The organism is Chromatiales bacterium 21-64-14 (assembly GCA_002255365.1).
GTDB lineage: Bacteria > Pseudomonadota > Gammaproteobacteria > 21-64-14 > 21-64-14 > 21-64-14.
This window is the reverse complement of the sequence record NCBI01000006.1, coordinates 13,377-35,766: the sequence shown is the minus strand read 5'-3', so window position 1 is coordinate 35,766 and position 22,390 is coordinate 13,377. Positions and strand designations below refer to the sequence as shown.

Genomic DNA, 22,390 nt, shown 5'->3' with positions numbered 1-22,390 from the left:
CTCCGGGTCCGGCCGCATTGAGCCCGAATCCGGTGGACTCGGGGCACCGCTCAACCTGATCGTCCGCGCCTCGAACGGCTCCTGCGGTCGGTACCGCCGGGCGACTTGGCTCCGGTCGCCCGCATCCCGGAAAGGCGGGCAAATCAACCAATGATAAAGATTACTCCGAATGGCGAATCCGCCGCAACGCAGTCCACACCCTACCCGGACCGGGCGCCTTGCGTGGATGGCGGAACTCGGTTAGCGTGATGCGCTCGGCCTACGGCGTTCGACGCGGGCACCCGCCGGAACCGGCCTTGCCGCAGTCCCGCGCGGAACGCGGATGCCCGTACCCGGACCACTTCCACCGCCGCCGTGACTCACCAGTATTCGAAAGACCCCCAGGTTGACCGCTCGCTACGGCACTCGGTACGTGATGCTGCGGCCTATTCGGTCATGTCCGGCGGCGGCGAGACCTACCTGTCCGCCTTTGCGCTGCTGCTCAAGGCCAGCACCGAACAGATCGCGCTGCTCGCTGCCCTGCCGCCACTGCTGGGATCCTTCGCCCAGTTGCTGTCCGCGTGGCTGGGACGGCGCATCCCCCGGCGCAAGACTCTCATCCTGGCCGGTGCCGGACTCCAGGCCCTGACCTGGCTTCCGCTCGCGCTCCTTCCACTCCTGTTCCGAAACCACGCCGTCATGATCCTGATCGGATGCGTCACGGTCTATTACATGTGTGGAAACCTCATCGCACCGCAGTGGACCAGCCTGATGGGCGACCTGGTCCCGGAACGCAAACGCGGCCGCTACTTCGGGCGACGCACTCGCTACGCGACAGTAATGGCATTCCTGGCCCTGGTAAGCGCCGGTCTTGTGCTAGACGGCTTCGACCGGGCCGGAAGCACCGTGACCGGTTATCTCCTGGTTTTCGCGGCCGCGGCGGTGGCGCGCTTGGTCTCGATCTATCATCTGGCACGCATGCACGAACCGCCCCGCCACCCCATGGTCCAGGAACTGGTGGCCGGCGGCTGGCTGAAACGCGCGCGCAAATCGTCGTTCCTGCGCTTTTCGCTGTTCGTGTTCCTGATGCAGTTCGCGGTATCCATCGCGTCTCCGTTTTTCACTGTCTATATGCTGCGGGACCTGCATTTCTCCTATCTGCAATTCATGGCCAACACCGCCACCGCCGTGGTCGTCCAGATCCTGACCCTGAACACCTGGGGCCGGATCAGCGACGCGTTCGGAAATCGCTTGATCCTCGCGCTCACCGGGTCGCTGATTCCGTTTCTACCCGCCCTGTGGTTGGTCTCCACCAGCTTTTGGTACCTGATCGCCGTGCAGATATTGGCGGGTCTGAGTTGGGCGGGTTACAGTCTGAGTTCCGGAAATTTTCTATACGATCTTGTACCGAGCCCCAAACGCACCACCTACCTGGCCTTCCACAACACACTGGTCAACGTGGGTCTGTTCCTGGGCGCCATGCTGGGCGCCTGGCTGGCCAGTGCACTGCCCACCCGCTTCACCGTCGCCGGACATGAAATACGCTGGATCAGTGTGCTGTACGGCGTATTTCTCGTCTCCACGCTGGTACGCGCCACGGTGGCCATCGCGTTCCTTCCCCGCTTGCGGGAGGTCCGTACGGTGCGGGCGATGTCCTTGCCTACGCTGGTCTTCCGGGTCATGCGCTTCCACGCACTTTCGGGTCTGATGTTCGACGTCGTCACCATGTTTCGCCATCCGCCGCCAAAGCCGCCCGGCGACACTCCGGGCCGCGCCGGCGCAGCGTCTCCGCCGTCTGCCCCGCAGCAGCCGCCACTCACCGCACGGCGGTAATCACCGCTTCGCCACCATCGGCGAACAGGTAGATCTCAGGCTCCATGCCGACCTTGCGGAACTGCGCGGCGATCTCGTCGGGACGCAAGAGGTGGTTGCCCTGCACGTGTTCGGCCAAGTTCTGGAATGCCATGCCTGCGCGCCCAGGCATACGCAAGGCCGAACGTTCCACGGGCCAGTTCGGCTCCCAGATCACAGCGTACCCACCGGGCTTGAGGTGGTCGTGGATGATGCGAAACACGTTCTCCCGGTCGTGCCACACGTGGTGCAGGGCTCGGTTCATGGCGATCAGATCCGCCGGCTCCAGGGACTGGAAATCATGGATATCCCCGGTCTCGAAGCGCAGGCGGTCGGCGATCCCGGCCGCCTGCGCCAACTCAGCAGCCTGGGTGATGTTCTCGGCCATGGCGTCCAGACCGAGCCCGCGCAATCCCGGGTATCGGGCCACCAGGCGACGCACATACCAGCCGTTCCCGCAGCCCAGATCCACCGCCAGGCCACCGCGCCGGTCCACCTCCCGGTAGGCAGGCAGGCTCGGAAGGATCTCCCGCTCGAAAAAACCTCCGAACTGGTGTTCTAGCATCGGGCCGAACCACGGCACCACCGTCTCCCGCTCCGCGAGCACCCCATCCCCGGGACGCTCCCCGCTGCGCATCAGTGCGGCGGCCCGCTCTGCCATGTGGGTCGACAACATGGCCCGGACCGCGAAGGGCATCAGCGTCCCCAAGGAATTACCCCGGTAGGCGCGGCCCAGTTCCGTGACCGTAAAGCGCGCCGCATCGGCCTCATCCAGGAGGCCGAAGGCGTAGGCCGCGTCGCACCAACGGGTAACGTAGCCCACATCCATGCCGGCGGTCTTAGCAAGCACCGTCGGCCCCGCACCATCCAGGTCATCCAGGGCCGCGAACAGACCATTTACCACTCCTATATAGGCCACGCTCAGCGCCAGCGTACCGTGCAGCTGGGCCGCGGCCTGTTCACGCCACTCCAAATCGTTCGTTGTCATATATCCACCGTTCGTCGTCGTTGGGATGGCAAGCACACACCAGTGCAATGTTTTACGCTTGGAGGCCCCCGCCGCTCCGCTACCCCCGGACCCGCGCCGACGCCGGCGGCCACGGCCGTCATGATATAGTCATGTCTCGGGGACGCGAATGGCGCTCCCTGCACACGCCGCCGGGCCCCGGCGCCCGACCGACGACCAAGGTCACCGAACCCGCCACCATGCTGCCACTCGCGGGATTGCTGCTGCTGGGAATGATTGTCTGGGCGTGGCGCGATACCATGCGCGCCCGGGAAGCCGCGAACCGTGTCTGCACGGAAACCTGCGCGGGCCTCGGGGCCCGGCTGCTGGACGACACCGTTTCCCTGCGCCGACTGCGCCTGCAGCGGAATCGGGACGGTCACCTGCAATTGACACGCGTCTACGGCTTCGAATACAGCGACACCGGCGAGAACCGGCGTCAGGGCACCATCGTCATGGCGGGCGCTGAGGTCCAGTTCCTGCACATGGAGGCTGCTGACCGGGTATCGTGATCCACCGGTCATATTCACGCGTCCCGGTTGCGGCCGGCCCGGAGACCAAGGCTCAGCAGGCGCTGGATGAATTGGCCGTAGGATAAACCTGCCTTCTCCGCAGACCAGGCGCAATCGTCGGAGCGAGCGATTCCGGCGTTGGGGTTTGCCTCCAGAACGAAAATCCGCCCTTGCGTATCAAGACGCAGGTCCACGCGCGCATAGCCACTCAGGTCCAATACCCGGTATATGCGTTTGCACAACCGGATAATGCGTTCATGGACCCCTTCCGCGAGGGTGCGGGCGAATTGATAGTCGATTCCTCTCCGCTTGCGGTATTTTGCGTCCCATTTCACCTTGTAGGTCGCCATCCGCGGCACGCCTTCGTCTAACTTACTGAAGGTCAATTCGCGGATCGGGAAAACCTCCAAACGCGTATTGCCGACCACTGTCACGTACAATTCGCGGCCATCGATAAATTGCTCCGCGATGGCATCGGAATCGAATTTCTCATGGATGAGCGTCACCCGCTCGCGGAGTTGCGCCTCGTTCTCCACATGGGAGGCGCGCGATATCCCCACCGACCCCTGCTCGATCAGCGACTTGACGATCATAGGATAGCGGATCGGCGGGAGTCTGCGCCGCACCTTGCCGCGCGGGAACACCACAAAGTCGGGGACCCGGATATGGTGGTACTTGAGAATCTTCTTCGACAAGGCCTTATCCCGGGCCAGCACCAGACCGCGCGGCTTGCACCCGGTATAGGGGACCCCCATCATGCGGAGATAGCTCACCACGTAATAGTCGAAATCCGCGTGGCCCGCGAACTCCTCCAGCAGGTTGAACGCAATATGCGGCCGCCACTCCTCGATGGTCTGCCGGATCGGAGCGAGATCGTCGTACACGCCTACGACCCGGACCTCATGCCCCAACTCGATGAGCGCATTGCGAACGTCGTATTCCGTCTCGTAGATCTGCATGCGCGGATCCGTCACGTCGATCTCACCTTCGGGGGGAATCAGGCTCGGGTGAACCAGCAACATGACTCGCAGCCTTCTCATAGGGCCACCATGAATTTCCCGCTGTGAAGGTGGCTCATTACGATCATGACCAAGCAGGAAGTCAGGTTCAGCTTCATCCGATGATCGTCGCGGATTGTGCGCAGACCCAATTTATCACAACGCCGCATCATCTCCTGGATCACAAGATCAACGCGGTAGCGGTATTCGCTGGTCCAGCGCGACACGATCCCGAGTACTTCGACCCGCGTCCGGCGGATATAATGGGAAGCCGGCTCGTTGTTCCGGTATTGTTCATCATTGGAGAAAAGCCGCAGCAGATGACGGTCGTAGAACTCGGGATAGTCGACCCCGTATCGCGACTGCTTATCCTCGTAGTATTCACGCAGGGTCATCCGGAGCGTGCGTACCGGCGCCACGCGTCTGCGGTTGCGCACCCGCGGCGGTAGCAGCCGAATCTCATCCATCAGTTCATCGACGTATTCTAGCTTGTGCAGCGCCGACCAGCCCCGGTATCGGGTACGCCACCCCGAATGCGGTTTCAACCACACCGCAAAGGTCTCGGCCCAATCCTCATCGGGATGACTCTGAGCGTACCAGTCATCCAAATGGATTACGTAGCGCTTGCTGTATGGCTTGGGGAGATAGGTGTCCGGATACGTCTGGGTCGATTTCCCGAAATGCTTGCGCCAGCCGCGGCGCCGGTGAACCAGGTACGCATTGGCGATGGCGTGGCCGGTCTCGTGACGCAGCAGCTTCATGCAGGAGGACCGCGTGCCGCCCTCGGCTTCCAGCATATGCCGCTGCTCCAGGTGCTTGAGGCGTGGATGGGCAAGGTAAAAGGGAATGGCGACCCCCGGGACGCCGTCCGGGCAGAACCAGTCGTCGGAGAGCCAGAAATGGGGCCGGAACACGAACCCGCGCTGCTCCAGCTCCGCGCACAACTGCGCGATCCGGGCCTCCAGATCGGTACCCTGGATCTCCAGATCCAAGTCGCAAACTCGCAGATCCAGGAGTTCGTCCTTGGGCAGGGACGCCCAGGCGGACACACCCCGGCGCCGGTTTGGCTTCCTCCTACTGAGGTTTGAAACGGCGCGGCGCGCTGGAATGGCCAGGCTCCTTACAAGGCGCGGTGGCCCTGAGTTTCATTACCTGATCGCGATGCCCGCGCCGGGTCGGCGCGGCGTTCGTGCCCCCGGGCCTTCCGCCCCGGGGCATCGGCCTGGTGTGCCGCCACCGTCGGGCGCACGGCCCGGCAATCCACGCCGCGCAGAGCGGGTCCATTGATGACAGGGTGTCGATCCGATGAGGCCCACGCGGGCGCACCGCGATGATACGGACCGAAAACCAAGGTCCGAAACACCCTACCGCAACCGCAACACGATGTCCCGGGAAGGGCGCATCACCTGCATCCGCCGGGGCGGAACGGCGGCTACCCGGGCACCGCCCGCGCTATTTATCATGAAGGTAGCTGCCCTGCCGGTCCCACGGCTGCGGAGTCCCAGGCACGCACGCCAGCGCTGCTCGATCCGCTGGACGTCGACCGGGGTCAAACCAGAGAAACCGGCCCGAAACGGGTCCACCGGGACCGGCCAGCCGGTGGAACCTGCCGTTACAAAGACCGCCCCACCCGCACGACGGCGGTGTGCGGGCCCGCGGCGCGGGGTATCGGACAGTGCCGCAATCCGTCACCACGGGTCCTCGAGTTGACGCCGAGGAAAACAGCAAGATCCGGCGCCGCGGAAACGGCGGCGCTCGATCACTCTCAGACGTCGCGGTCCTTGACGGTCTTGCGTCCGTCCCGGCGGGCGTTCTCAATCGCCTGATCGCAGATGGCCCGCAACCGGTTGGACAGTACTTCGAGCACGCTGGCGGAGGTATTCATCCCGGACTTATCACGAATATAGTTTTTGACTTTGGATGCAACCACCAGCACTTCGTTTCCTTCAGCCATTGTTATCTCCTTCGCCGATCTGGGAAAGCTACCTGGGCTCGCGAGGCACCCTGCGGAACAACGCTGGTGGTCACACCCGCGAACATCGTGGCTCCGGCGAGTAGTTTCCGCCCCCCGCCGGAGGCAATACGATACCACATCACCACCCGCCTTTGGCTACAGACGGAAGCGACCCGGACCTTGGGAAGAGCACCAAAACAGGCCACCTCTCAAGCGTTTACTCGCAAGTATTGCGTCCGGGACCAAAACGCCTCACGCGGCACCCGCCGCGCGTGCCCACCCCACCTGGGGCCGGGGTGGATATACCCATCGCCCTCAAGTGCTTGAAGGCGCGGCCGACAAATCCGGGGCAGGAACTTTCCACACCGTTGCGGTATCCTAGTAATCATCAGACTGTGCAAGCCTCGCGGGAGAGAGAGTGGCGGTGGACTCTTTCAACTTAGCCAAAAGCGCTTCGTTGCAACACGTCGAACCGCTGCGCAAACGGGTACCCCTGCATGACGAGCACGGTCGGGCGCTCGCCGATTTCATGATGATCATTCCGGGGTTGCGCAACAAGCCCCAGCGCATCATCCAGCGTTGCGTGAAGGAGATCCAGGCGGTCTGCGCACGCTTCGATGATGCGGTGGTGTTCGTGGAACTCAACGTGAAACTCAACCTGCTGTGGGTCTCCCACCGGCCCACACCCGGCGTCTGTGCGGAGATCACCGGCGCGTTGCAGGAACGCATACCCGAGGCGCTGCTGGTAGGCTGGCTCGCCCGCTGACCCGCCCCGGTACTTGCGCCGGACCGCCCCGGTCCGGATACCCCGCCGCAGTTCACCCGTCCACCGCAACCGGGCACCCGCCGCCCGAGGCCGACAACGTCTGTAGTCCCCAGTCCCACGGGCCGGGACGCGTGAACCGGGACACAGTTCCAATCGGGTTCCAGCCGTACGCTGCAACGGCTACCGCTGCCGCCATACGCCGGGGGGAACCCAATGGGACGTCACTGGAAATACATCGCCGCCCTGGTGTCCCTGGGTCTAGGCAGTGCCCTGGTCTCCATCGCCGCCGCGGCCACCCCCTCGGTCTGGGTCGGGGCTGGCGGATGGAATCACGATCCGCGCGGGACGGTCCAGTACCAAGGCGACACCCTGGACCTGAATCGTGATCTCGGATTGGGGCGCCGCACTGCGGCGTTTGCATGGCTTACCCTCGAATCCCCGATCCCGCTGCTCCCCAACCTACGCCTGGTCTATACCAATGCCTCCACTGGCGGCGCCAGTACCTTGTCCCGCGACCTGACCTTTGGTGGAACAACATTCACCACGTCCGAGAACATCGCCAGCCAAGCGGCACTCGACCAATACGATGCCGTGCTCTATTACTCGCTGCTCCGCACTTGGATGCAGGTGGATCTGGGCGTGGACGTGAAGTACCTAAACGGTGATGTACAGGTCCAGTCCGGCACTCAGTTCGAGCGCACGCGGGTTTCGGGTGCCGTACCCATGCTATACGCGAATGCCGTGATCCCCTTGCCGATCCCGGGAACCTCGGTAGGCGCAAACGCGAGCTACACGCGCTATGCGGGCAGCCGGCTGTTGGATTACACCCTGAAGGGCGCCTACGAAAGCCGCCTGGGACTCGGCGCCGAGATCGGCTGGCGCGGACAGAAAATTCGGTTGAACGGCTTCCAGAATGTTAACGCGGACATCACTTGGCGAGGTCCCTACGCCGGCATGTTCTATCATTTTTGAGCCGCATCGCCTGCGCACCGGTCCCCGCAGTGATTACAGCCACGCGCACGGAATCCGCGGCCCTGGACGCTCCGGGCGGCCGGCTTCCATCGATCACCTACGGATCGGCGTGCGGTCCTGCTGCGCATTTCTCACGCGCCTTCACAACCCCGGGCGCCACAGGGCAACACGATCGTCCCCCCGCGCCGCGTCCAAGACGACACGGAATTCGTACCTCCGGCCCGGTCGACAACGGCAGGCGGGCGGTGAGAACCACCGCCCGGTTTGTTGTCGCGAAGACCGCGACGCGGCGCTAGTTGGACAGCGCCTTCCCGGACGCAGACCGGTATAATGCAGGGTAACCTCGGCACGCCGCGAGTCCCTACCCGATGCCCCCGTCCGCAAACCGCGAACCCCTGGTTCAGATGGAACTGGGAGGCCGCCGCATCACCCTGCTGGGAACCGCCCATGTCTCCCGGGCCAGCGCGGCCAAGGTCGAGGCGCTGCTCGCTACCGGTGACTATGACGCCGTGGCCGTCGAGTTGTGCCCAAGCCGCTACCAGGCGCTGATCAACCCGGACACCTTTGCCGGGCTGGACCTGATTAAGACACTGCGCAACGGCAAGGCCTCCATGGTCACCGCAAACCTCGCGTTGAGCGCCTACCAACAACGGCTCGCGGAACAATTCGATATCCGCCCCGGGGAGGAGATGCGCACCGCAGTGGAGACGGCCCAAGGCGCCGGGCTGCCGGTGCTGCTAATCGACCGTGAAATAGGCACAACGTTGACGCGGGTCTACCGCAACGTTCCGTGGTGGCGCCGCCTGTACCTGATCTCCGGCCTGATCGCCAGTGTGATCACCCGCGAAAAGGTCACCGAAGCGGAGATCGAACGGCTCAAGGAAGGCGACATGCTGGAGTCCATCTTCGCGCAGTTCGCGGACCAAGCGCGGGAGCTCTACGTCCCCCTGATCGAGGAACGCGACCGTTACATGGCCGCGCGCCTGAGCGATGAAATGAAGACCGCGCGGCCCGCCCACCTCCTGGCCGTGATAGGCGCCGGACACCTGAAGGGCATCGAGCATCACCTACTGAACGCGGATCCTGACACCCGGGGAGTGATCGCGGCGCTGGACCAAGTGCCGGCGCCGAGTCCATGGCCCAAGCTCCTGCCCTGGATGATCGTGGGTTTGATCGTGTTGGGCTTTGCCCTGGGGTTTTACCGCAGCCCAGCGCTTGGCTGGCGGCTGGTGACGGAATGGGTCCTGATCAACGGCATCCTCGCGGCGATGGGCGCTGGCATCGCCGGTGGCCACCCGCTCACCGTAGCAACCGGGTTCGTGGCGGCGCCCATCACCTCACTGAACCCCATGATCGGCGCCGGCATGGTAACCGCGACGGTGGAGGCTTGGTTGCGCAAGCCCACGGTTGGGGACTTCAGCCGCCTGCGTTCCGATACGGCCCATTGGAAGGGCTGGTGGCGCAACCGGGTCGCACGCACCCTTTTGGTCTTCCTGCTGAGCACCCTGGGTTCCGCGGTGGGGACCTACCTGGCGGGATTTCGGATCTTCCAGCACCTGATGGGCGGCGGATAACCCGCGCGATCCCATGGGCGGCGACGCCACGGCAGCCGGGATCTCGCACTGCAACTCAGATCACCCGTTCGTTGCCACCATCCACGGGCACCTGCGCGCCAGTGGTCTTGGCAAACAGCGCGCCGCACATCGCCGCGGCAAGTTCCGCCACGTCGCGGCTGGTAACCTCGGTGCGCAGCACGTTGCGCGCCTTATATTCTTCCACGCTCACTCCGTAGCGCGCGGCACGCGCCTCCAACACCTCCCGGGTCCAAATCCCGGTGTCGAACACCGCATTCGGATGCAGGATATTGACGCGGATCCCGTCTGCTCCCCACTCCAGGGCGGCAACTCGGGCCAACTGGTTCAACGCGGCCTTGGAGGCGGAATAGGCCCCGGCCCCGGGACCCGGCGCCGGCACGTTCTTGGAGCCGATGACAACCACACGCCCCTGGGCCGGCGCCTGTTTCAGCAACGGATGCGCGGCACGCATCACACTCAGATTCGCGTCCAGGTTCACCGCCATGATCCGTCGCCATTCCTCCTGCGACAGCTCCGAAATGGAACGGCTCTGGGGAAACACACCAGCATTCAGAATCAGCATATCCAAGCCGCCGAAGGCCTGCACGCCTTCCTCTAATGCCCGCGCCACCTGGGCCTCGTCGGTCACGTCACAGCGGATCCCGCGGAACCCCGGGCGTGCCTCCATGGCCGTCACCCGCGCATCCAGATCCAGTGCGATCACCGCGGCGCCCCGCTCCAGGAGCGCCGTCACGCACGCGCTTCCGATACCTGACGCGCCGCCGGTGACCAGCGCCACCTCCCCGGTAAACGGGGGTGGCGTTCCGCCCTTGCGCAGCTTGGCCTGTTCCAGATCCCAGTACTCGACGTCGAAAATATCCGCCGCCGGCAACGCCTGGTAACCCCCCAGCGCGCTGGCGCGCAGGATGACTTCCATCGTGTGCCGGTACAGGTCGCGCACGATGGCGGCGTCCTTCGCGGTACGGCCCGCCACGCACAAACCAAGCTCCGGGTCCAGCACCACCCGCGGCGCGGGATCCAGCATGGTCTTGGCACCGCCGCGTGGGGCGTGGGCTTCGAAGTAGGCCCGGTAAGCACGCGCGTAGGCGGCCACGTCCCGGCCCAGCATCGGCAACCGCTTGGTGCGGATCACGTGATCGGGGGTGGCCGGCCCCTGTTGCGATATCCGCTCCAAATCGGCACGCCGCGCAAAATCCATGGACCGTGGATCCCGTACCGTGGACAGGATCATCGGGGCCCCCGCCGCCGCCGACAGATCGTGGCGCAAGGCCGCGATGGTCTCCACAAGCACAGGGCCGGCCTCGGTCTGCGCTGGCGCCGGCAGCACCCACGCCTTGCGTCCCTGCAAATATGCCTCGGCCTGGCTGACCAGATCGATCATGCACTCGTAGGATTCCCGCGCGCTCTCCCCGAATGAGAAGATCCCGTGATTCATGAGCACCATGCCCACGGTCCCGGGGCCCGCCTCGGCGGGGAACCGCTCAGCGCACAGACGCGCCAGATCGAAGCCCGGCATCACGTACGGAATGACCACCACGCGATCGCCGTACACCTCCCGGATGCGCTCCAATCCATCGGCCGTATTGGTGATGGTAACCACCGCGTCGGCGTGGGTATGGTCTACATAGCGATACGGCAGGATGGCATGCAGGATTGCCTCCACCGACGGGGTCGGCGCCGAGGCGCGGGTCATGTGGGTCTTCAGCTCGTTGACCATCTCCGTATCGGATAGGGACGCGAGCCGGGACAGGGCCACCAGATGCGCCAGGCGCACCGGCGCAAAACCCGCCACGTCGATGGACTCCAGATCCCAGCCGCTGCCCTTTACGTAGAGCAGGGTCTCCTCCGCGCCGAGCAGGTTGCGCTCGGTGATCTTGACTGAGGTGTTGCCGCCGCCGTGCAGGACCAGGGCAGGCTCGCGTCCCAACAGGCGCGAGGAGTAGACACGCAGTTCCAGATCACCGCGGAACCGTGCCGCCTCGTCGTCATTCCAGAGGCTTTTCATGGTGCAAACCGGACTAGTCCGGGGCGCGAAGCCGGGACGGATGGGACGCAAGACGGGGTGCGCACCCCGCCCGTGCGCCAACGTAGCCGATCTGCGGGTGGTGTGCAAGCGCCCTCCAGCACGATGCGACTTGATCGCGGCCCGGGAATTGCCTACCTTTACAGGCCCAGTCGCAACCCAGTGAGGGCCATATGGCCTCGGAAATCGACGAACTGTCCGTGGACTACGTGGAAGACGGCACCCAGCTCATAAAGCAGCTGGACAAGGTGGTCCTATCCCGGGGCGCCTGGAGCACGATCCTGTTCCGCTACCAGGAATGGGACCGCAAAAAAGAAGAGTACGGTCCGGACAAGTTCTCCATCCGCCGTTACCAGAAGCGCAATGGGGAATATCAGCAGAAGTCCAAATTCACGATTTCGAGCAAGGATCAAGCGCGCGCCATTATCGACGCCCTCAACGGGTGGATGGGGGACTGAACCGCGTGCGCGCTTGCGGACCCCTCCGCAACGCCGGCAACGGCGTTATTCCTCATGGTTGAAGCTGCGGATGATATAGCCGCCGGATTTCTCGTCGCGCTCCAGTTCCAGTAGATTGCGCGTCTGCGCCTCCTCCAGTAGTTTGCTGAAGGTGCGGAACCCGTAATAGGACTCCGAGAACCCCGGTTTGCGCCGCTTCAGGGTCTGCTTGACCATGGAGCCCCAGATCTTTTCCTCCTCGCCGCGTTCGGTAAACAGCGCCTCCACCGTTTCGATGACCATGTCCAGGGCGTCCTGCTGCTTCTCGCCGTCGGACTTCGGCACCGTCTCCGTCTCCGTCTCCTCGGCGGATTTCGCTGCACCCTTGGCGGCGGGTTTGCGGCGCGAACGCCGACGGCCCTCTTTCTCCCGCACCAAGTCATCGTAGAAAATGAATTCATCGCAGTTGGCGATCAGCAGATCGGAAGTCGCGTTCTTGACCCCCACCCCGATCACCACCTTGTCGTTCTCGCGCAGCTTACTCACCAGCGGAGAAAAATCCGAATCGCCGCTGATCACCACGAAGGTGCTCACGTGCGCTTTGGTATAGCAGAGATCCAACGCGTCCACCACCATCCGAATATCGGCCGAATTTTTCCCGGACTGGCGCACGTGCGGAATCTCGATCAGCTCAAACGACGCCTCGTGCATGGCGCGCTTGAAATCCTTGTATCGCTCCCAATCGCAATAAGCCTTTTTTACAACGATATTGCCTTTCAGCAAAAGCCGTTCCAGCACCTTGTTGATGTCGAACTGCGCATACTTCGCGTCACGGACTCCAAGCGCGATGTTCTCGAAATCGCAGAACACCGCCATGCTCTGGGCCTTTTCCGGCAGCTGTTCGGTCACTTTATCCCTCCAAACGCGGCGAATCATGCCGAAGATCTTATCGATGCGCCATTAGAACACGCTACCCCGGTTGCGTAAATCGTGCCGCCACCCGCGCGTTCCGCGGGCGGCCGTGGACCCTGCCCAAGCCCGCGTGATAAAGTCAGCGCACCATGGCGCTGGAGATTGCCCCGTGAACCCAACCCACGCACCAACCCACCGCTGGCTCAATACCGCCGGATTCCTGGCGTGCGCGGCACTGCTCGGCTACGCCTACTATGCACAGTTTCACGATCACCTCGACCCCTGCCCGTTGTGCATCTTCGAGCGGCTCGGAGTGCTGGCGCTGGGTGTCGCGTTTTTGGTCGCTGCCATCCACGGGCCGGGGTCCGCGGGCAGCCGGGTCTACGCCGTCGCGATCGCCGTCGTCGCACTGACCGGCGCCGCAGTGGCGGCCCGTCACGTATGGATTCAGCACCTGCCGGCCGATCAAGTGCCGGCCTGCGGTCCGGGGCTGAACTACCTGCTGGAAACCTTCCCGCTCACCAAGACCCTGCGCATGGTACTCACCGGCTCCGGGGACTGTGCGCGGATCTCCTGGACGTTTCTTGGACTGAGCATGCCGGAATGGGTCCTGTCCTGGTTCGCCGGTCTGGGCGCGGCCGGATTCCTCGGTAACTGGCGGACCGCGCCCGGGGACCGGAAACACTAAGACACGGCCGTCCTGCGCTTCAATCGTCCTGGGCAAAGTAACGGCGCAGGTACTCCCCGAATGGGATCTCGTCGGCCGCCTCCATGGTGGCCTGCTCCGCGTGGGAGCGTGCGCCCAACTCGCGGAACCACCGGAAGCGGTCCTCGTCTACCGGCAGGGAACTGAAATAGCGTTGGTGCTCAAGGGACATGCGCCGCGCGAAGTCGTAGAACCCCTCGCCGGTCGTGCGCAGCTCGGCCAGCATACGGGCAGCGGGCGTGCGCTGGGGCTCCTGAACCGCCCGGCGCTGGATCTCCAAGCTGGCGGCATAGGGACGGTCATCGCGGTCCCCGTCCAGCAGCGCGCACACCGCCTCCATGGACTCACAAACCTCACTCGCCCAATCCCGAAGTGTCACCTCCCTGCCCCCGCGCTGCAGCTGCAGGTCGGGATCGCGCCCGCGGTGCGCCGCGGCCAGCTCGTTGTAATCGATCTCGCGCCGCTCGCGGGCATCGATGCGCGGGCTGTCCTGGATCAAGCAAAACACCATCAGCGCTTCCAGGAAACGGAGCTGGTCCTCATGGACTCCCAACGGATCGAAGGCATTGACGTCCAGCGACCGCAGCTCCACGTAGCGCACGCCGCGGCTGCGCAACGCATGGATCGGCTTTTCGTTGCCGTTCAGCAACTGCTTAGGGCGCACAGTGCTGTAGTATTCGTTCTCGATCTGCAGCAGGTTCGGGTTGAGCTGTTCGTACTGGCCGTTGACGACCACGCCGATCTTTTCGTACGCGGGCCAAGGTGTCGATATAGCGTGTTCGAGACTCTGGATGTAGGCCTCCAGGCCATCATAGTTCGCCTTGATGCCGGTCTCGGTCTCCTTGTTATTCTGATAGCCGATGTCACCCATGCGTAAGGAAGTGCCGAACGGCTCGTAGTAGGTAGTGGTATTGAACTCCGCCAGAGTGGTGGGTTTTCCGCCCAGAAACGACTTGCAGACCGCAGGTGACGCACCGAACAGGTATGGGACCAGCCATCCGAGTCGCTGCAGGTTGCGGAGCACGCCGAAATAGCGCTCCGAACTGAACACATGCGGCGCGCGCCGATCTCCCTCGAGTTCCTGGAGCACCGGCCAAAGCGCGTCATTGAACGAGTAGTTGAAGTGCACGCCGGCGATAACCTGCATAACGCGGCCGTAACGGTGCCCCAGTCCGCGCCGGTATACGGTCTTCATCGTGCCGGCGTTGGAACTTCCGTAGCGTGCGATGGGAATACTGGTTTCCCCTGCAACCACGCACGGCATGCTGGTGGCCCACAGGATCTCGTCGCGCAGTTGGGCGTAGACGAACTGCTGTGTGTCCCGAAGAAAGCCCAGGACCTCAGAGATATCCGTGAACGCCGGCGTCACGAACTCCAGCAGCGCCTCCGAGTAATCGGTGGTGATGTGCGGGTGGGTCAACGCTGCGCCCAGGGCCTGCGGATGGGGCGTCTGGGTAATCTTCCCATCCGGCGACACGCGCAGGGTTTCTTTTTCAATCCCGACCTTTCCCGCCCGCAGCAGCCGCTGGCTGCCAACACCGGCCAGGCGGCCCAGGAAATCTTTCGATGCACGATACAAGGTTCCGGTCTTCCTAATCTGGGGCGGTCCAACGGGGCACCGAACCGCGCGGGTCACGGGAGGAGATCACGGCGGGCCAGGATGCGGGGCACCGGTGCCTCGCGGCCCGAGGCGACCCAGGGTACCGGTGCCCGCGCATCATGATAGCACGGCCCGGCAGGCGCTCCCCCACCGCAATCCTACGTCCCGGGAACGCGCCGTCCTTTGAATTTATACCAGTCGCTGACTCTCGGGCGCGTTCGGATAGCGGCGCTTCTCGATGCGGTAATAGGCCAAGATCAGTTCCCGCTCGAGTCCGATTTCGGTACGCACCTGCGCCAGCGGCAAATCCAGGTAAGGCGCGAAATCGACCTGATCCAACGGCCGGCACCCGGAGATCCAGCCGAGCTTCACCGCGTCACGAAAGATCCGCAGTTCCTCGTCGCCGAACCGGTAGACCTCCGGATAAAGATACCGGGAGACAAACCCGAACAGCGCTTCCTCAGTGGTACTAACCTTGTGGGTGCTGCCCATGGTAAAACCGATGGTGAAAGCCTCGTCCTTCGGCAACAGCCCGCGCCCCAACACCAAGTGGATGCAGTCGTGCTGCTCCAGGTCTACGGCACCGTGGAAAACCGTGACCCCAGGCACGCGGTAGCGCGGGTTCTCCATCAGCCGCACCATCAACGGGATCGCCTGCGGACCTGCGCCCACTGACGCGAGTCGGGCGCGGGCCGCGCGCAACGTGATGCGCCCGCGGCGCAACGGGATGTGCCAGTCCCGGTAGTCAATCGCTCTGGTCATCGGGTCGTGCCGCGGTGTCCAGTCCCCGCCCAGGCCGCGGACACCGGCGCCGCTGCGCCGTGGGTGCGCGGCCCCCATGGCACCGCGGACACCGGGATGCTCCCATGTCCCGGTGTGAGATGCACCGGCGGCCGGGCACCCCTATCCCACCATCGGAGCCCAGGGGTATGATAGGCGCACGGGTCGGTATGTCTGGCCCGGACACGGCGCACCTGTTCTATCCAACCATAACAACGCCGCTGCAGGGAGGAGGACACGATGCGATTCGCCATTGGTTTGATCGCCGGGCTGGCGCTATGCAACCCCTTGTACGCAGCCGGTCCGGTCACCGAGGCCGCCCCGGTGACGAAACCCGCGCCGGCCGTGGAACCCGCAGTGCCGGTACCCGCGGCCCCAGCCGGGACCACAGTGGCGCCGGAAGCGGCGGTTACTGGCCGCGTCGAGCGCGCACAGTTTACCACCGCCATCCACGACCGCGAGCCGGTAGATGCCATCAAACGCCTGACCAGGGATACGGGCCGGGTCTATTTCTTCACGGATGTACGGGGTATGGCCGGCGGCATGGTAATCCACCGTTGGATCCACAACGGCGCGGTGGTCGCCAGCGTACCGTTCCAGATCAAGGGACCGCGCTGGCGGGTGTGGTCCAGCAAGCGGCTGCAGCCCCAGTGGGCGGGCACCTGGAAGGTGGAGGTGGTAAACGGCGCCGGCCGGCTGCTGGATCAAGCGACCCTGGATTACGCCCCGACCGCGCCGCCAGTGGACGCCGGTGGCGCGACCACCGGTGGCGGAACTCCGCGCCCCGCCGTTCCACCAACTCAGCAATAAGGGCCCCACAGTCAGGTTCCGGCATGTGCGCCGGAACCGGCTGCTCCCTCTCCCCACGGTCGGCTCAAGCCGGAGCCGTGCTCTGCCGATGCTACGCACGACAGGGCACCACGCACCAGCCTCCACCTGCCCTGCGAGGAAGTCCCCCATCCACCGGGGGAAACGGCAGGAGCCATCCGTGGACAAACGCCACCGTAAACGCGCCTCCTTGCGCGGACCGGTCCAGGTCACCCTGACCAACGGCCGGGTACTCTCCGGCCAAGGAGTCGATCTATCCGTTAGCGGGCTGGCCTTCCTGAGCCGCGACTCCCTGCCACCCGGGACCCTCCTGGAAGTGACCTTCAGCGTACCCTCGCAGGGCGGCCCGCTAGCGGTAACCGGCCTCTGCGAGGTGATCGCCGGGTTGTTCTTCTCTACCTCCGAGGGCTATCGGATCAACGCGCGCCTGCTGAACACGTCCGACGCCAGCCGTCAAGGCATCCGCCGGTTCGTCCAGGGCGACCCGCTCGCGGCGGCGCGTTGACGAAAAATCGAGCTGCAAGTTACGAGGCGCGAAGCGCCGACGTAGCGAGTCCGGTGAACGCCGCGTTAGAGTGCGTGAGAATTGCGCGGTTCGCGGCCGGGATCGCGCCGCCGAGCAAGTCGGCGTCCCGCCCGACGATAATCCATACCGGCCGCCTCGCTAGGCGGCGCTCAGGGACGGTTCACAGAACGGGGGGTGTGGGCCGGGAAGCGGAATGGGCGTGGATATCAAGCGCGGGATCGACATGTACGCCACCAGCACCCCGCCGCGGGAACGGTTGCCATGGCCGGTGGGAAAGATCCCGCGGTCCGTCATGCCCCACCCACCGGGTAGCGACGCGCCGCTAACGAGGCGAATACGGCCCGCGGGTCAGTGGGCCTCGTTGCGGGTGGCGCCGCAGCGGATACACCGGTAGACCGTTACCAGCCGGCCCCGCTTCACATCGAATTTCTGTTCCTGCCACACCTCCCACTTGTGAAACCCGTTCTTGCACAGGGTCACACCGCGGTTCCTGTCGCCGAGGGGGGGCTTGCGAAACGGAATGACTTCGCCCATGGGCGTGCTCTCTTACTCATGCCTGACGACGCTGCGGCCATAAAATACCCACGCACTCCCCGGGAGCGCCGCCGCTACGATTCCCAATTGTACACCCGATCCCCCGTCCAACGGCACTCGACCGAGGTTCACCCATGAGACCGCGGCGCGCGATTAATACCGGCTTCCGCCCACAGTACCCGCGCTCAGGCCCCATCCGGGGGCGGCGTGCAACAGCCGCTGAAGATCACGCCGCCCGGTGGAATCCAAGGTGGCGAAACTCACCCCGATCCCCTCGTAGAGCCGCCGGGTGACGCAGCCCGGGACCCGGCACTTGCGCACTGCATCGTCCTCCGCGAGGTCGAATTCCACTTCAACGAAGGTGCCCTCGCGCAACTGGGCAGAACTGGCGGTGGAAATGAACATGCCGCTGGTACCGACGTTCCGGGTCACCCCGGCCGCCACCGGTACCTGGCGGTGATACACCAGGACGGAAAGCACCGCGGGACGACGCTGAGTAAGACGCTGCTCCATGATAAGTCGCTCCATTATGACCGAACGCGTGATACCTCTAACCCGTATTGTAGTCCTTTGCCGGCGCCCACCGGCGGGAGGCGGGGGGGCGGGAGCCGACGCCTCTGGCCGGGCCGGGACCGTAGACCGCAAGCCTAAACCCGGAATGTTTCTCCGCCGTGACGTCCACGGGCACCCGGCGGCAGATCCGCAATGAGGATCGGCAAGGCGGTGGCCCGAACCGGCCCCGGGGCCTCAGTACTCGGTGTATTTGCGGGCACTGCCCCGGACTTGCTGAGCCGGATAGCGGGACTCGTTGATATCGATCTTGCGCCGTGCCGCGTCCAGAAGGTTCACCCCGAGGCGATCCGCGAGCCGTACCAAGTAGATGAGGATATCGGCCATTTCCAGCTCCACCTCCTCGCGCTTGTGCACGGGGAGTTCGGCGCTCTCCTGCTGACTGAGCCATTGGAAATGCTCCACCAGCTCCGCGGCCTCGACGATGAGGGCCATGGCAAGGTTCTTGGGAGAATGGAACCGTTCCCAATCCCGCTCCGCCGCGAATTGGCGCAGGCGCTCGGCAAGGACGTGCAGTTCGTCAACGGCCATGGATACTCCCGGGCGGGTGGACCTCCTATTTTGGACGCGGGGCCGCGAAACGCAATGGCCAACCGGCCTGCGTGGCGGGGAATTCGGTGCCACCTCCAAAACTGTGTCAAAATAAACCTTCGGCCTCTGCACTGCCGGACACCCTCGGGCCTCCAGGGGCGCGCAGCGCGAGACCGGCGGGCGCGGCGAGGTCCGGTTGCCGGTTGCGGCACCGGTCGGGGCGACCCCATCATTGGGCAACAACCGCTGATTCATTTCGAACGGGGGTCCACAATGGCCGACCAAGAGGTCTCCAAGGAGGAGCAGATCCTCCGGATCATGCGCGGGGTCCTGACCAACGTGGCCAAGGACACCTACACCAAGCCTGGCTTCCGTCACCCGCTGTCGGACGCCACCATCCAGGGAATCCGGGACTGCCTGGCGCTGATCAGCGCCCGGGAGCACGAACTCGCCGCAGGGGCGGGGCGGCCCTCCACCGCCCGGCCCCGGTACGTGGACGAACCCCAGGCCACCCAGTCGATTCCGGTGAACGTCATCGGCCTGGTACCCCGAGGGAAAAAGGATCCCGGCGCGGAATGAGTCGGTACCCAATCCCGGGTGAAGCGGCACCAAAAAAAGGAAGCCACCGGGGGGCGGCGGCTTCAAAAATGGGGTGAATGCACCCGGTCGGGGGGGTAATCCGATGGGTGCGGCTGGTTCCACCCCAATCCAGTCTAGGTCTTGCTTGGGGCCTTTCGATCCCCAAATCCGGGGGCCGGCGCCCGCAGCATACCCGTGCTGCCGAGTTAGTCGTAAAACCAACTAAATTTCTTACACCCACCGGCTTCAGGAGGAATTTCGGGACGATCAGGCCGGAGTGATCCCCAGCGGGCGGAGGCATCGGGACTTACTGAAACCCGGCACGACCGGGGGACGGACGGGGAGGCGGGTATCCGGGAGAACCGGAGGTTCAGCGGCGTTGGTGTTCCGCGATCACCTGGGCCACGCAGCCCGTGAGCCGGCGCGCCGTGGGCAGATCCAGAAATTCGTTGGGGCCATGGGCGTTGGACTGAGGGCCAAGTACGCCGGTGATCAGGAACTGGGCTTCGGGAAAGCGCTCCCCCAACATCCCCATGAACGGGATGGTCCCCCCCTCGCCCATGTAAACGGCGGGATGGCCGAACCAGTCCTGGGAGGCCTGCCCCACGCAGTGGGCCAGCCATGGCTCCAAGGGCGGCGCGTTCCAGCCACTGGCGCCCCATTGGGGCTCGAACCGCACCCGGGCTCCATGGGGAGGATCGCCCTCCAGCAGCCGCTTCAGCTCCATGCCGGCGGCCTTGGCATCGCAGGTAGGGGGCAATCGCAGGGAGAGCTTCACGGCCGTACCGGGGCGCAGTACGTTGCCCGCCTCCTTGAGCGGTGGCAAGCCCTGGGCCCCGGTGACCGAGAGTGCCGGACGCCAGGTACGGTTGAGGATCAGTTCCGCGGGATCGGTAGACACCGGACCGCCCCCGGCTGGAAACGGGAAGCGCCGATAGACCGATTCCCCCAGTACCTGTGCCGCGTACTCGGCCTGTTCGCGACGCTCGGCGGGAATCTCCACGTGAAACCCGGCCGGGCCGACCCACCCGCTGGCCTCGTCCTCCACCCGGCTCAGGAGTTGGCGGAGGATACGGAAGCTGCACGGCACCACGCCCCCCGCGTCCCCCGAATGCACGCCTTCCGTGAGGACCTCGACCCGCAGATCGCCGCCCACCAATCCGCGCAGCGAGGTAGTGCACCAGAGCTGCTCGTAGTTCCCGCACCCTGAATCAAGACACACCACCAGCTCCGGGCGCCCGATGCGGGGCACCAGCCGATCAATATAGGCAGGCAGGTCGTAACTGCCGCTCTCCTCGCAGCACTCGATGAGAATCACGCAACGGCCGTGGGGCACGCCCTGCGCTTGGAGCGCGCGGATCGCCGTCAGGGAGGCGAACACTGCGTAACCGTCATCCGCCCCGCCGCGGCCGTAGAGCCGCTCGCCCTCGATCACCGGAGTCCACGGCCCCAAACCATCCCGCCAGCCCGCCATCTCCGGCTGCTTGTCCAGATGCCCATACAGCAGCACGGTGCGGTCCGACGCACCCGCGACCTCGATGTAGAGCAACGGCGTGCGGCCTTCCAGACGCACTACCTCCAAGGTCATCCCGCGCACGTCCTGCGCCCGGCACCAAGCCTCAGCCAGGGCCACGGCGCGATCCATGTGGCCGTGTTCCTGCCAGCCGGCGTCGAACAGGGGCGAGGTATTGGGAATGCGGATGTACTCCACCAGACTGGGAACGATGCTCTCCTCCCAAGTCCGGTCGATCAGGCGTCGTGCGACTGCGATATCCATGGCGTACATGGTAACCACACTTGGCGGCGCCCGCGAGGGGTAGCTCCAGGCAACCCCGGAACCTGCAGAGAACCGCGCGGGCAAGACGGGCCAGGACAGCAGCATGGGTACCGCACGGACCGGGCCGCGCTGGGATGGCGACTCGTAGGGCGGAGGACACGGTGCGCTGTAGGCCAGGCGCCAGTGAGGCGTAGCGCGCCATGGGGGGGTGGGCTGAGGATCGCGCGGTGGAATCCGTACCGCGCGCCAGGCGTACTATAACGGCGATGTTGCTACCCCGCGGCGCGCGGGTCTCCGGCCACTGCGGTAGTGCGCGCCCAACAGAAGATCACAAAAGACCCGGGTTGATCTTTTGCAAACCGCTACGCCGCGGTACAGATCCGCGGCGCGCGCTAGTGTAGCGGTTCCGAACACTTGCCGGGTCGGAACCGGATGCGCGCATCCCTGCGCCGCCAGGCAGGCTCCGGGAGCCTACGCGTCCGGGTCGTCGGCGAAGACATCGCTCAGGTTGCGCATGAGCTGCTTCGCCTCCCACATCTCTTCCAGCTTGCGCCGCGCCACTAGCCGGCGCAGCAGTTCCTCGTCGCTCTCCCGGGACCGGCGGGACCGGCGGGGTTCACGGATCGGAAGATCGTCCTCATCATCGAGAAACGACTCGGTGTAAGTTCGTCTGCCCATACGCTCGCGCTCCTCTGACGGTCGGCACGAAGCGGATACCCGTGATGGGCTCCGCGGCGGACTGCATACGTTCGGGATATCGGCCAGAACTGCCGTGATCTTTATAGCGCCGGCAGCCCACTCCATGGCGGGCCCCTGCACCGCACCACCTTTGCCCGCCGGTCCGTCGGGGCCGCGAGCGCATTGGAACCTCACCGCCCGGGGTCCGTCAAGAGGGTCATTGACGCCCCCGGAGCAGCGCCGCACACTGGCACCGAAACCCGATTGGGAAAATCC

Annotated in this window: 23 protein-coding genes; 10 read left to right on the top strand and 13 right to left on the bottom strand. The window is 64.8% G+C overall.

What is annotated here, in order from left to right; translation table 11 throughout:
- Positions 1-435 precede the first annotated feature (435 nt).
- Positions 436-1,812 carry a hypothetical protein gene (locus B7Z66_05125; protein OYV77228.1) on the top strand — a complete coding sequence of 459 codons (1,377 nt, stop codon included), beginning with the start codon at positions 436-438 and terminating at the stop codon, positions 1,810-1,812.
- On the opposite strand, the gene B7Z66_05120 is transcribed toward B7Z66_05125, so the two are convergent.
- Positions 1,796-2,818 (bottom strand): methyltransferase type 11, encoded by a 1,023-nt coding sequence (locus B7Z66_05120; protein OYV77227.1) that lies wholly within the window; start codon positions 2,816-2,818, stop codon positions 1,796-1,798. The two genes, B7Z66_05125 and B7Z66_05120, sit on opposite strands and share 17 nt — an antisense overlap.
- A gap of 47 nt (positions 2,819-2,865) precedes the next feature.
- Here B7Z66_05120 and B7Z66_05115 point away from each other — a divergent pair, with 47 nt between their 5' ends.
- A complete protein-coding gene (locus tag B7Z66_05115; GenBank protein OYV77226.1) occupies positions 2,866-3,348 on the top strand; it encodes a hypothetical protein in 483 nt (160 codons plus the stop codon).
- Positions 3,349-3,362: 14 nt separating this feature from the next.
- Here the strand turns inward: B7Z66_05115 and B7Z66_05110 are convergent, their stop codons facing one another.
- The 3 genes from B7Z66_05110 to B7Z66_05100 form a co-directional block, all read right to left on the bottom strand.
- Positions 3,363-4,388, bottom strand: coding sequence for a hypothetical protein (locus B7Z66_05110; protein ID OYV77225.1), 1,026 nt, complete (start codon positions 4,386-4,388; stop codon positions 3,363-3,365).
- Complete coding sequence (locus B7Z66_05105; protein OYV77224.1) at positions 4,385-5,455, bottom strand: hypothetical protein; 1,071 nt, start codon at positions 5,453-5,455, stop codon at positions 4,385-4,387. The genes B7Z66_05110 and B7Z66_05105 overlap by 4 nt, the downstream gene beginning before the upstream one ends.
- Before the next feature lie 656 nt (positions 5,456-6,111).
- Positions 6,112-6,300: a hypothetical protein gene (locus B7Z66_05100; protein ID OYV77223.1), complete on the bottom strand. Its 189-nt coding sequence runs from the start codon at positions 6,298-6,300 to the stop codon at positions 6,112-6,114.
- A gap of 418 nt (positions 6,301-6,718) precedes the next feature.
- On the opposite strand from B7Z66_05100, the gene B7Z66_05095 reads away from it, so the two are divergent.
- From B7Z66_05095 to B7Z66_05085, 3 genes are all read left to right on the top strand, one after another.
- The gene (locus tag B7Z66_05095; GenBank protein OYV77222.1) at positions 6,719-7,066 is read left to right on the top strand and encodes a hypothetical protein; all 348 of its coding nucleotides are present in this window, start codon (positions 6,719-6,721) and stop codon (positions 7,064-7,066) included.
- Between the two features lie 213 nt (positions 7,067-7,279).
- Positions 7,280-8,038: a hypothetical protein gene (locus B7Z66_05090; protein ID OYV77221.1), complete on the top strand. Its 759-nt coding sequence runs from the start codon at positions 7,280-7,282 to the stop codon at positions 8,036-8,038.
- Between the two features lie 368 nt (positions 8,039-8,406).
- A complete protein-coding gene (locus tag B7Z66_05085; protein OYV77220.1) occupies positions 8,407-9,612 on the top strand; it encodes a conjugal transfer protein TraB in 1,206 nt (401 codons plus the stop codon).
- 55 nt (positions 9,613-9,667) lie between these two features.
- On the opposite strand, the gene B7Z66_05080 is transcribed toward B7Z66_05085, so the two are convergent.
- On the bottom strand, positions 9,668-11,638 hold the full coding sequence (locus tag B7Z66_05080) for a short-chain dehydrogenase (GenBank protein ID OYV77219.1): 1,971 nt from the start codon (positions 11,636-11,638) through the stop codon (positions 9,668-9,670).
- A 191-nt stretch (positions 11,639-11,829) separates the two neighbouring features.
- On the opposite strand from B7Z66_05080, the gene B7Z66_05075 reads away from it, so the two are divergent.
- A complete protein-coding gene (locus tag B7Z66_05075) occupies positions 11,830-12,114 on the top strand; it encodes a hypothetical protein (GenBank protein ID OYV77218.1) in 285 nt (94 codons plus the stop codon).
- A 45-nt stretch (positions 12,115-12,159) separates the two neighbouring features.
- Here the strand turns inward: B7Z66_05075 and B7Z66_05070 are convergent, their stop codons facing one another.
- Entirely contained in the window at positions 12,160-12,990 is an 831-nt protein-coding gene (locus tag B7Z66_05070) for an NYN domain-containing protein (GenBank protein OYV77323.1), read from the bottom strand.
- Positions 12,991-13,174: 184 nt separating this feature from the next.
- On the opposite strand from B7Z66_05070, the gene B7Z66_05065 reads away from it, so the two are divergent.
- Positions 13,175-13,693: a disulfide bond formation protein B gene (locus B7Z66_05065; protein OYV77217.1), complete on the top strand. Its 519-nt coding sequence runs from the start codon at positions 13,175-13,177 to the stop codon at positions 13,691-13,693.
- A 19-nt stretch (positions 13,694-13,712) separates the two neighbouring features.
- Here B7Z66_05065 and B7Z66_05060 read toward each other — a convergent pair whose 3' ends face one another.
- Both B7Z66_05060 and B7Z66_05055 read right to left on the bottom strand, forming a co-directional pair.
- Positions 13,713-15,290, bottom strand: coding sequence for a glutamate--cysteine ligase (locus B7Z66_05060; GenBank protein ID OYV77216.1), 1,578 nt, complete (start codon positions 15,288-15,290; stop codon positions 13,713-13,715).
- A 210-nt stretch (positions 15,291-15,500) separates the two neighbouring features.
- Positions 15,501-16,073: a hypothetical protein gene (locus tag B7Z66_05055; protein OYV77322.1), complete on the bottom strand. Its 573-nt coding sequence runs from the start codon at positions 16,071-16,073 to the stop codon at positions 15,501-15,503.
- Between the two features lie 258 nt (positions 16,074-16,331).
- On the opposite strand from B7Z66_05055, the gene B7Z66_05050 reads away from it, so the two are divergent.
- Both B7Z66_05050 and B7Z66_05045 read left to right on the top strand, forming a co-directional pair.
- Positions 16,332-16,901, top strand: coding sequence for a hypothetical protein (locus B7Z66_05050; protein OYV77215.1), 570 nt, complete (start codon positions 16,332-16,334; stop codon positions 16,899-16,901).
- An 88-nt stretch (positions 16,902-16,989) separates the two neighbouring features.
- Positions 16,990-17,424, top strand: a complete 435-nt coding sequence (locus tag B7Z66_05045) for a hypothetical protein (protein OYV77214.1) — start codon at positions 16,990-16,992, stop codon at positions 17,422-17,424.
- Positions 17,425-17,793: 369 nt separating this feature from the next.
- Here B7Z66_05045 and B7Z66_05040 read toward each other — a convergent pair whose 3' ends face one another.
- The 3 genes from B7Z66_05040 to B7Z66_05030 all read right to left on the bottom strand — a co-directional run bounded on the left by B7Z66_05040 (position 17,794) and on the right by B7Z66_05030 (position 19,080).
- The gene (locus tag B7Z66_05040; protein ID OYV77213.1) at positions 17,794-17,979 is read right to left on the bottom strand and encodes a hypothetical protein; all 186 of its coding nucleotides are present in this window, start codon (positions 17,977-17,979) and stop codon (positions 17,794-17,796) included.
- A 153-nt stretch (positions 17,980-18,132) separates the two neighbouring features.
- A complete protein-coding gene (locus B7Z66_05035) occupies positions 18,133-18,507 on the bottom strand; it encodes a hypothetical protein (protein ID OYV77212.1) in 375 nt (124 codons plus the stop codon).
- A 219-nt stretch (positions 18,508-18,726) separates the two neighbouring features.
- Positions 18,727-19,080: a nucleotide pyrophosphohydrolase gene (locus B7Z66_05030; protein ID OYV77211.1), complete on the bottom strand. Its 354-nt coding sequence runs from the start codon at positions 19,078-19,080 to the stop codon at positions 18,727-18,729.
- Between the two features lie 273 nt (positions 19,081-19,353).
- On the opposite strand from B7Z66_05030, the gene B7Z66_05025 reads away from it, so the two are divergent.
- Positions 19,354-19,659, top strand: a complete 306-nt coding sequence (locus B7Z66_05025; GenBank protein ID OYV77210.1) for a hypothetical protein — start codon at positions 19,354-19,356, stop codon at positions 19,657-19,659.
- A gap of 370 nt (positions 19,660-20,029) precedes the next feature.
- Here the strand turns inward: B7Z66_05025 and B7Z66_05020 are convergent, their stop codons facing one another.
- Positions 20,030-21,436, bottom strand: a complete 1,407-nt coding sequence (locus B7Z66_05020) for a peptidase M20 (protein OYV77321.1) — start codon at positions 21,434-21,436, stop codon at positions 20,030-20,032.
- Between the two features lie 471 nt (positions 21,437-21,907).
- On the bottom strand, positions 21,908-22,114 hold the full coding sequence (locus tag B7Z66_05015) for a hypothetical protein (GenBank protein ID OYV77209.1): 207 nt from the start codon (positions 22,112-22,114) through the stop codon (positions 21,908-21,910).
- Between the last annotated feature and the right edge of the window lie 276 nt (positions 22,115-22,390).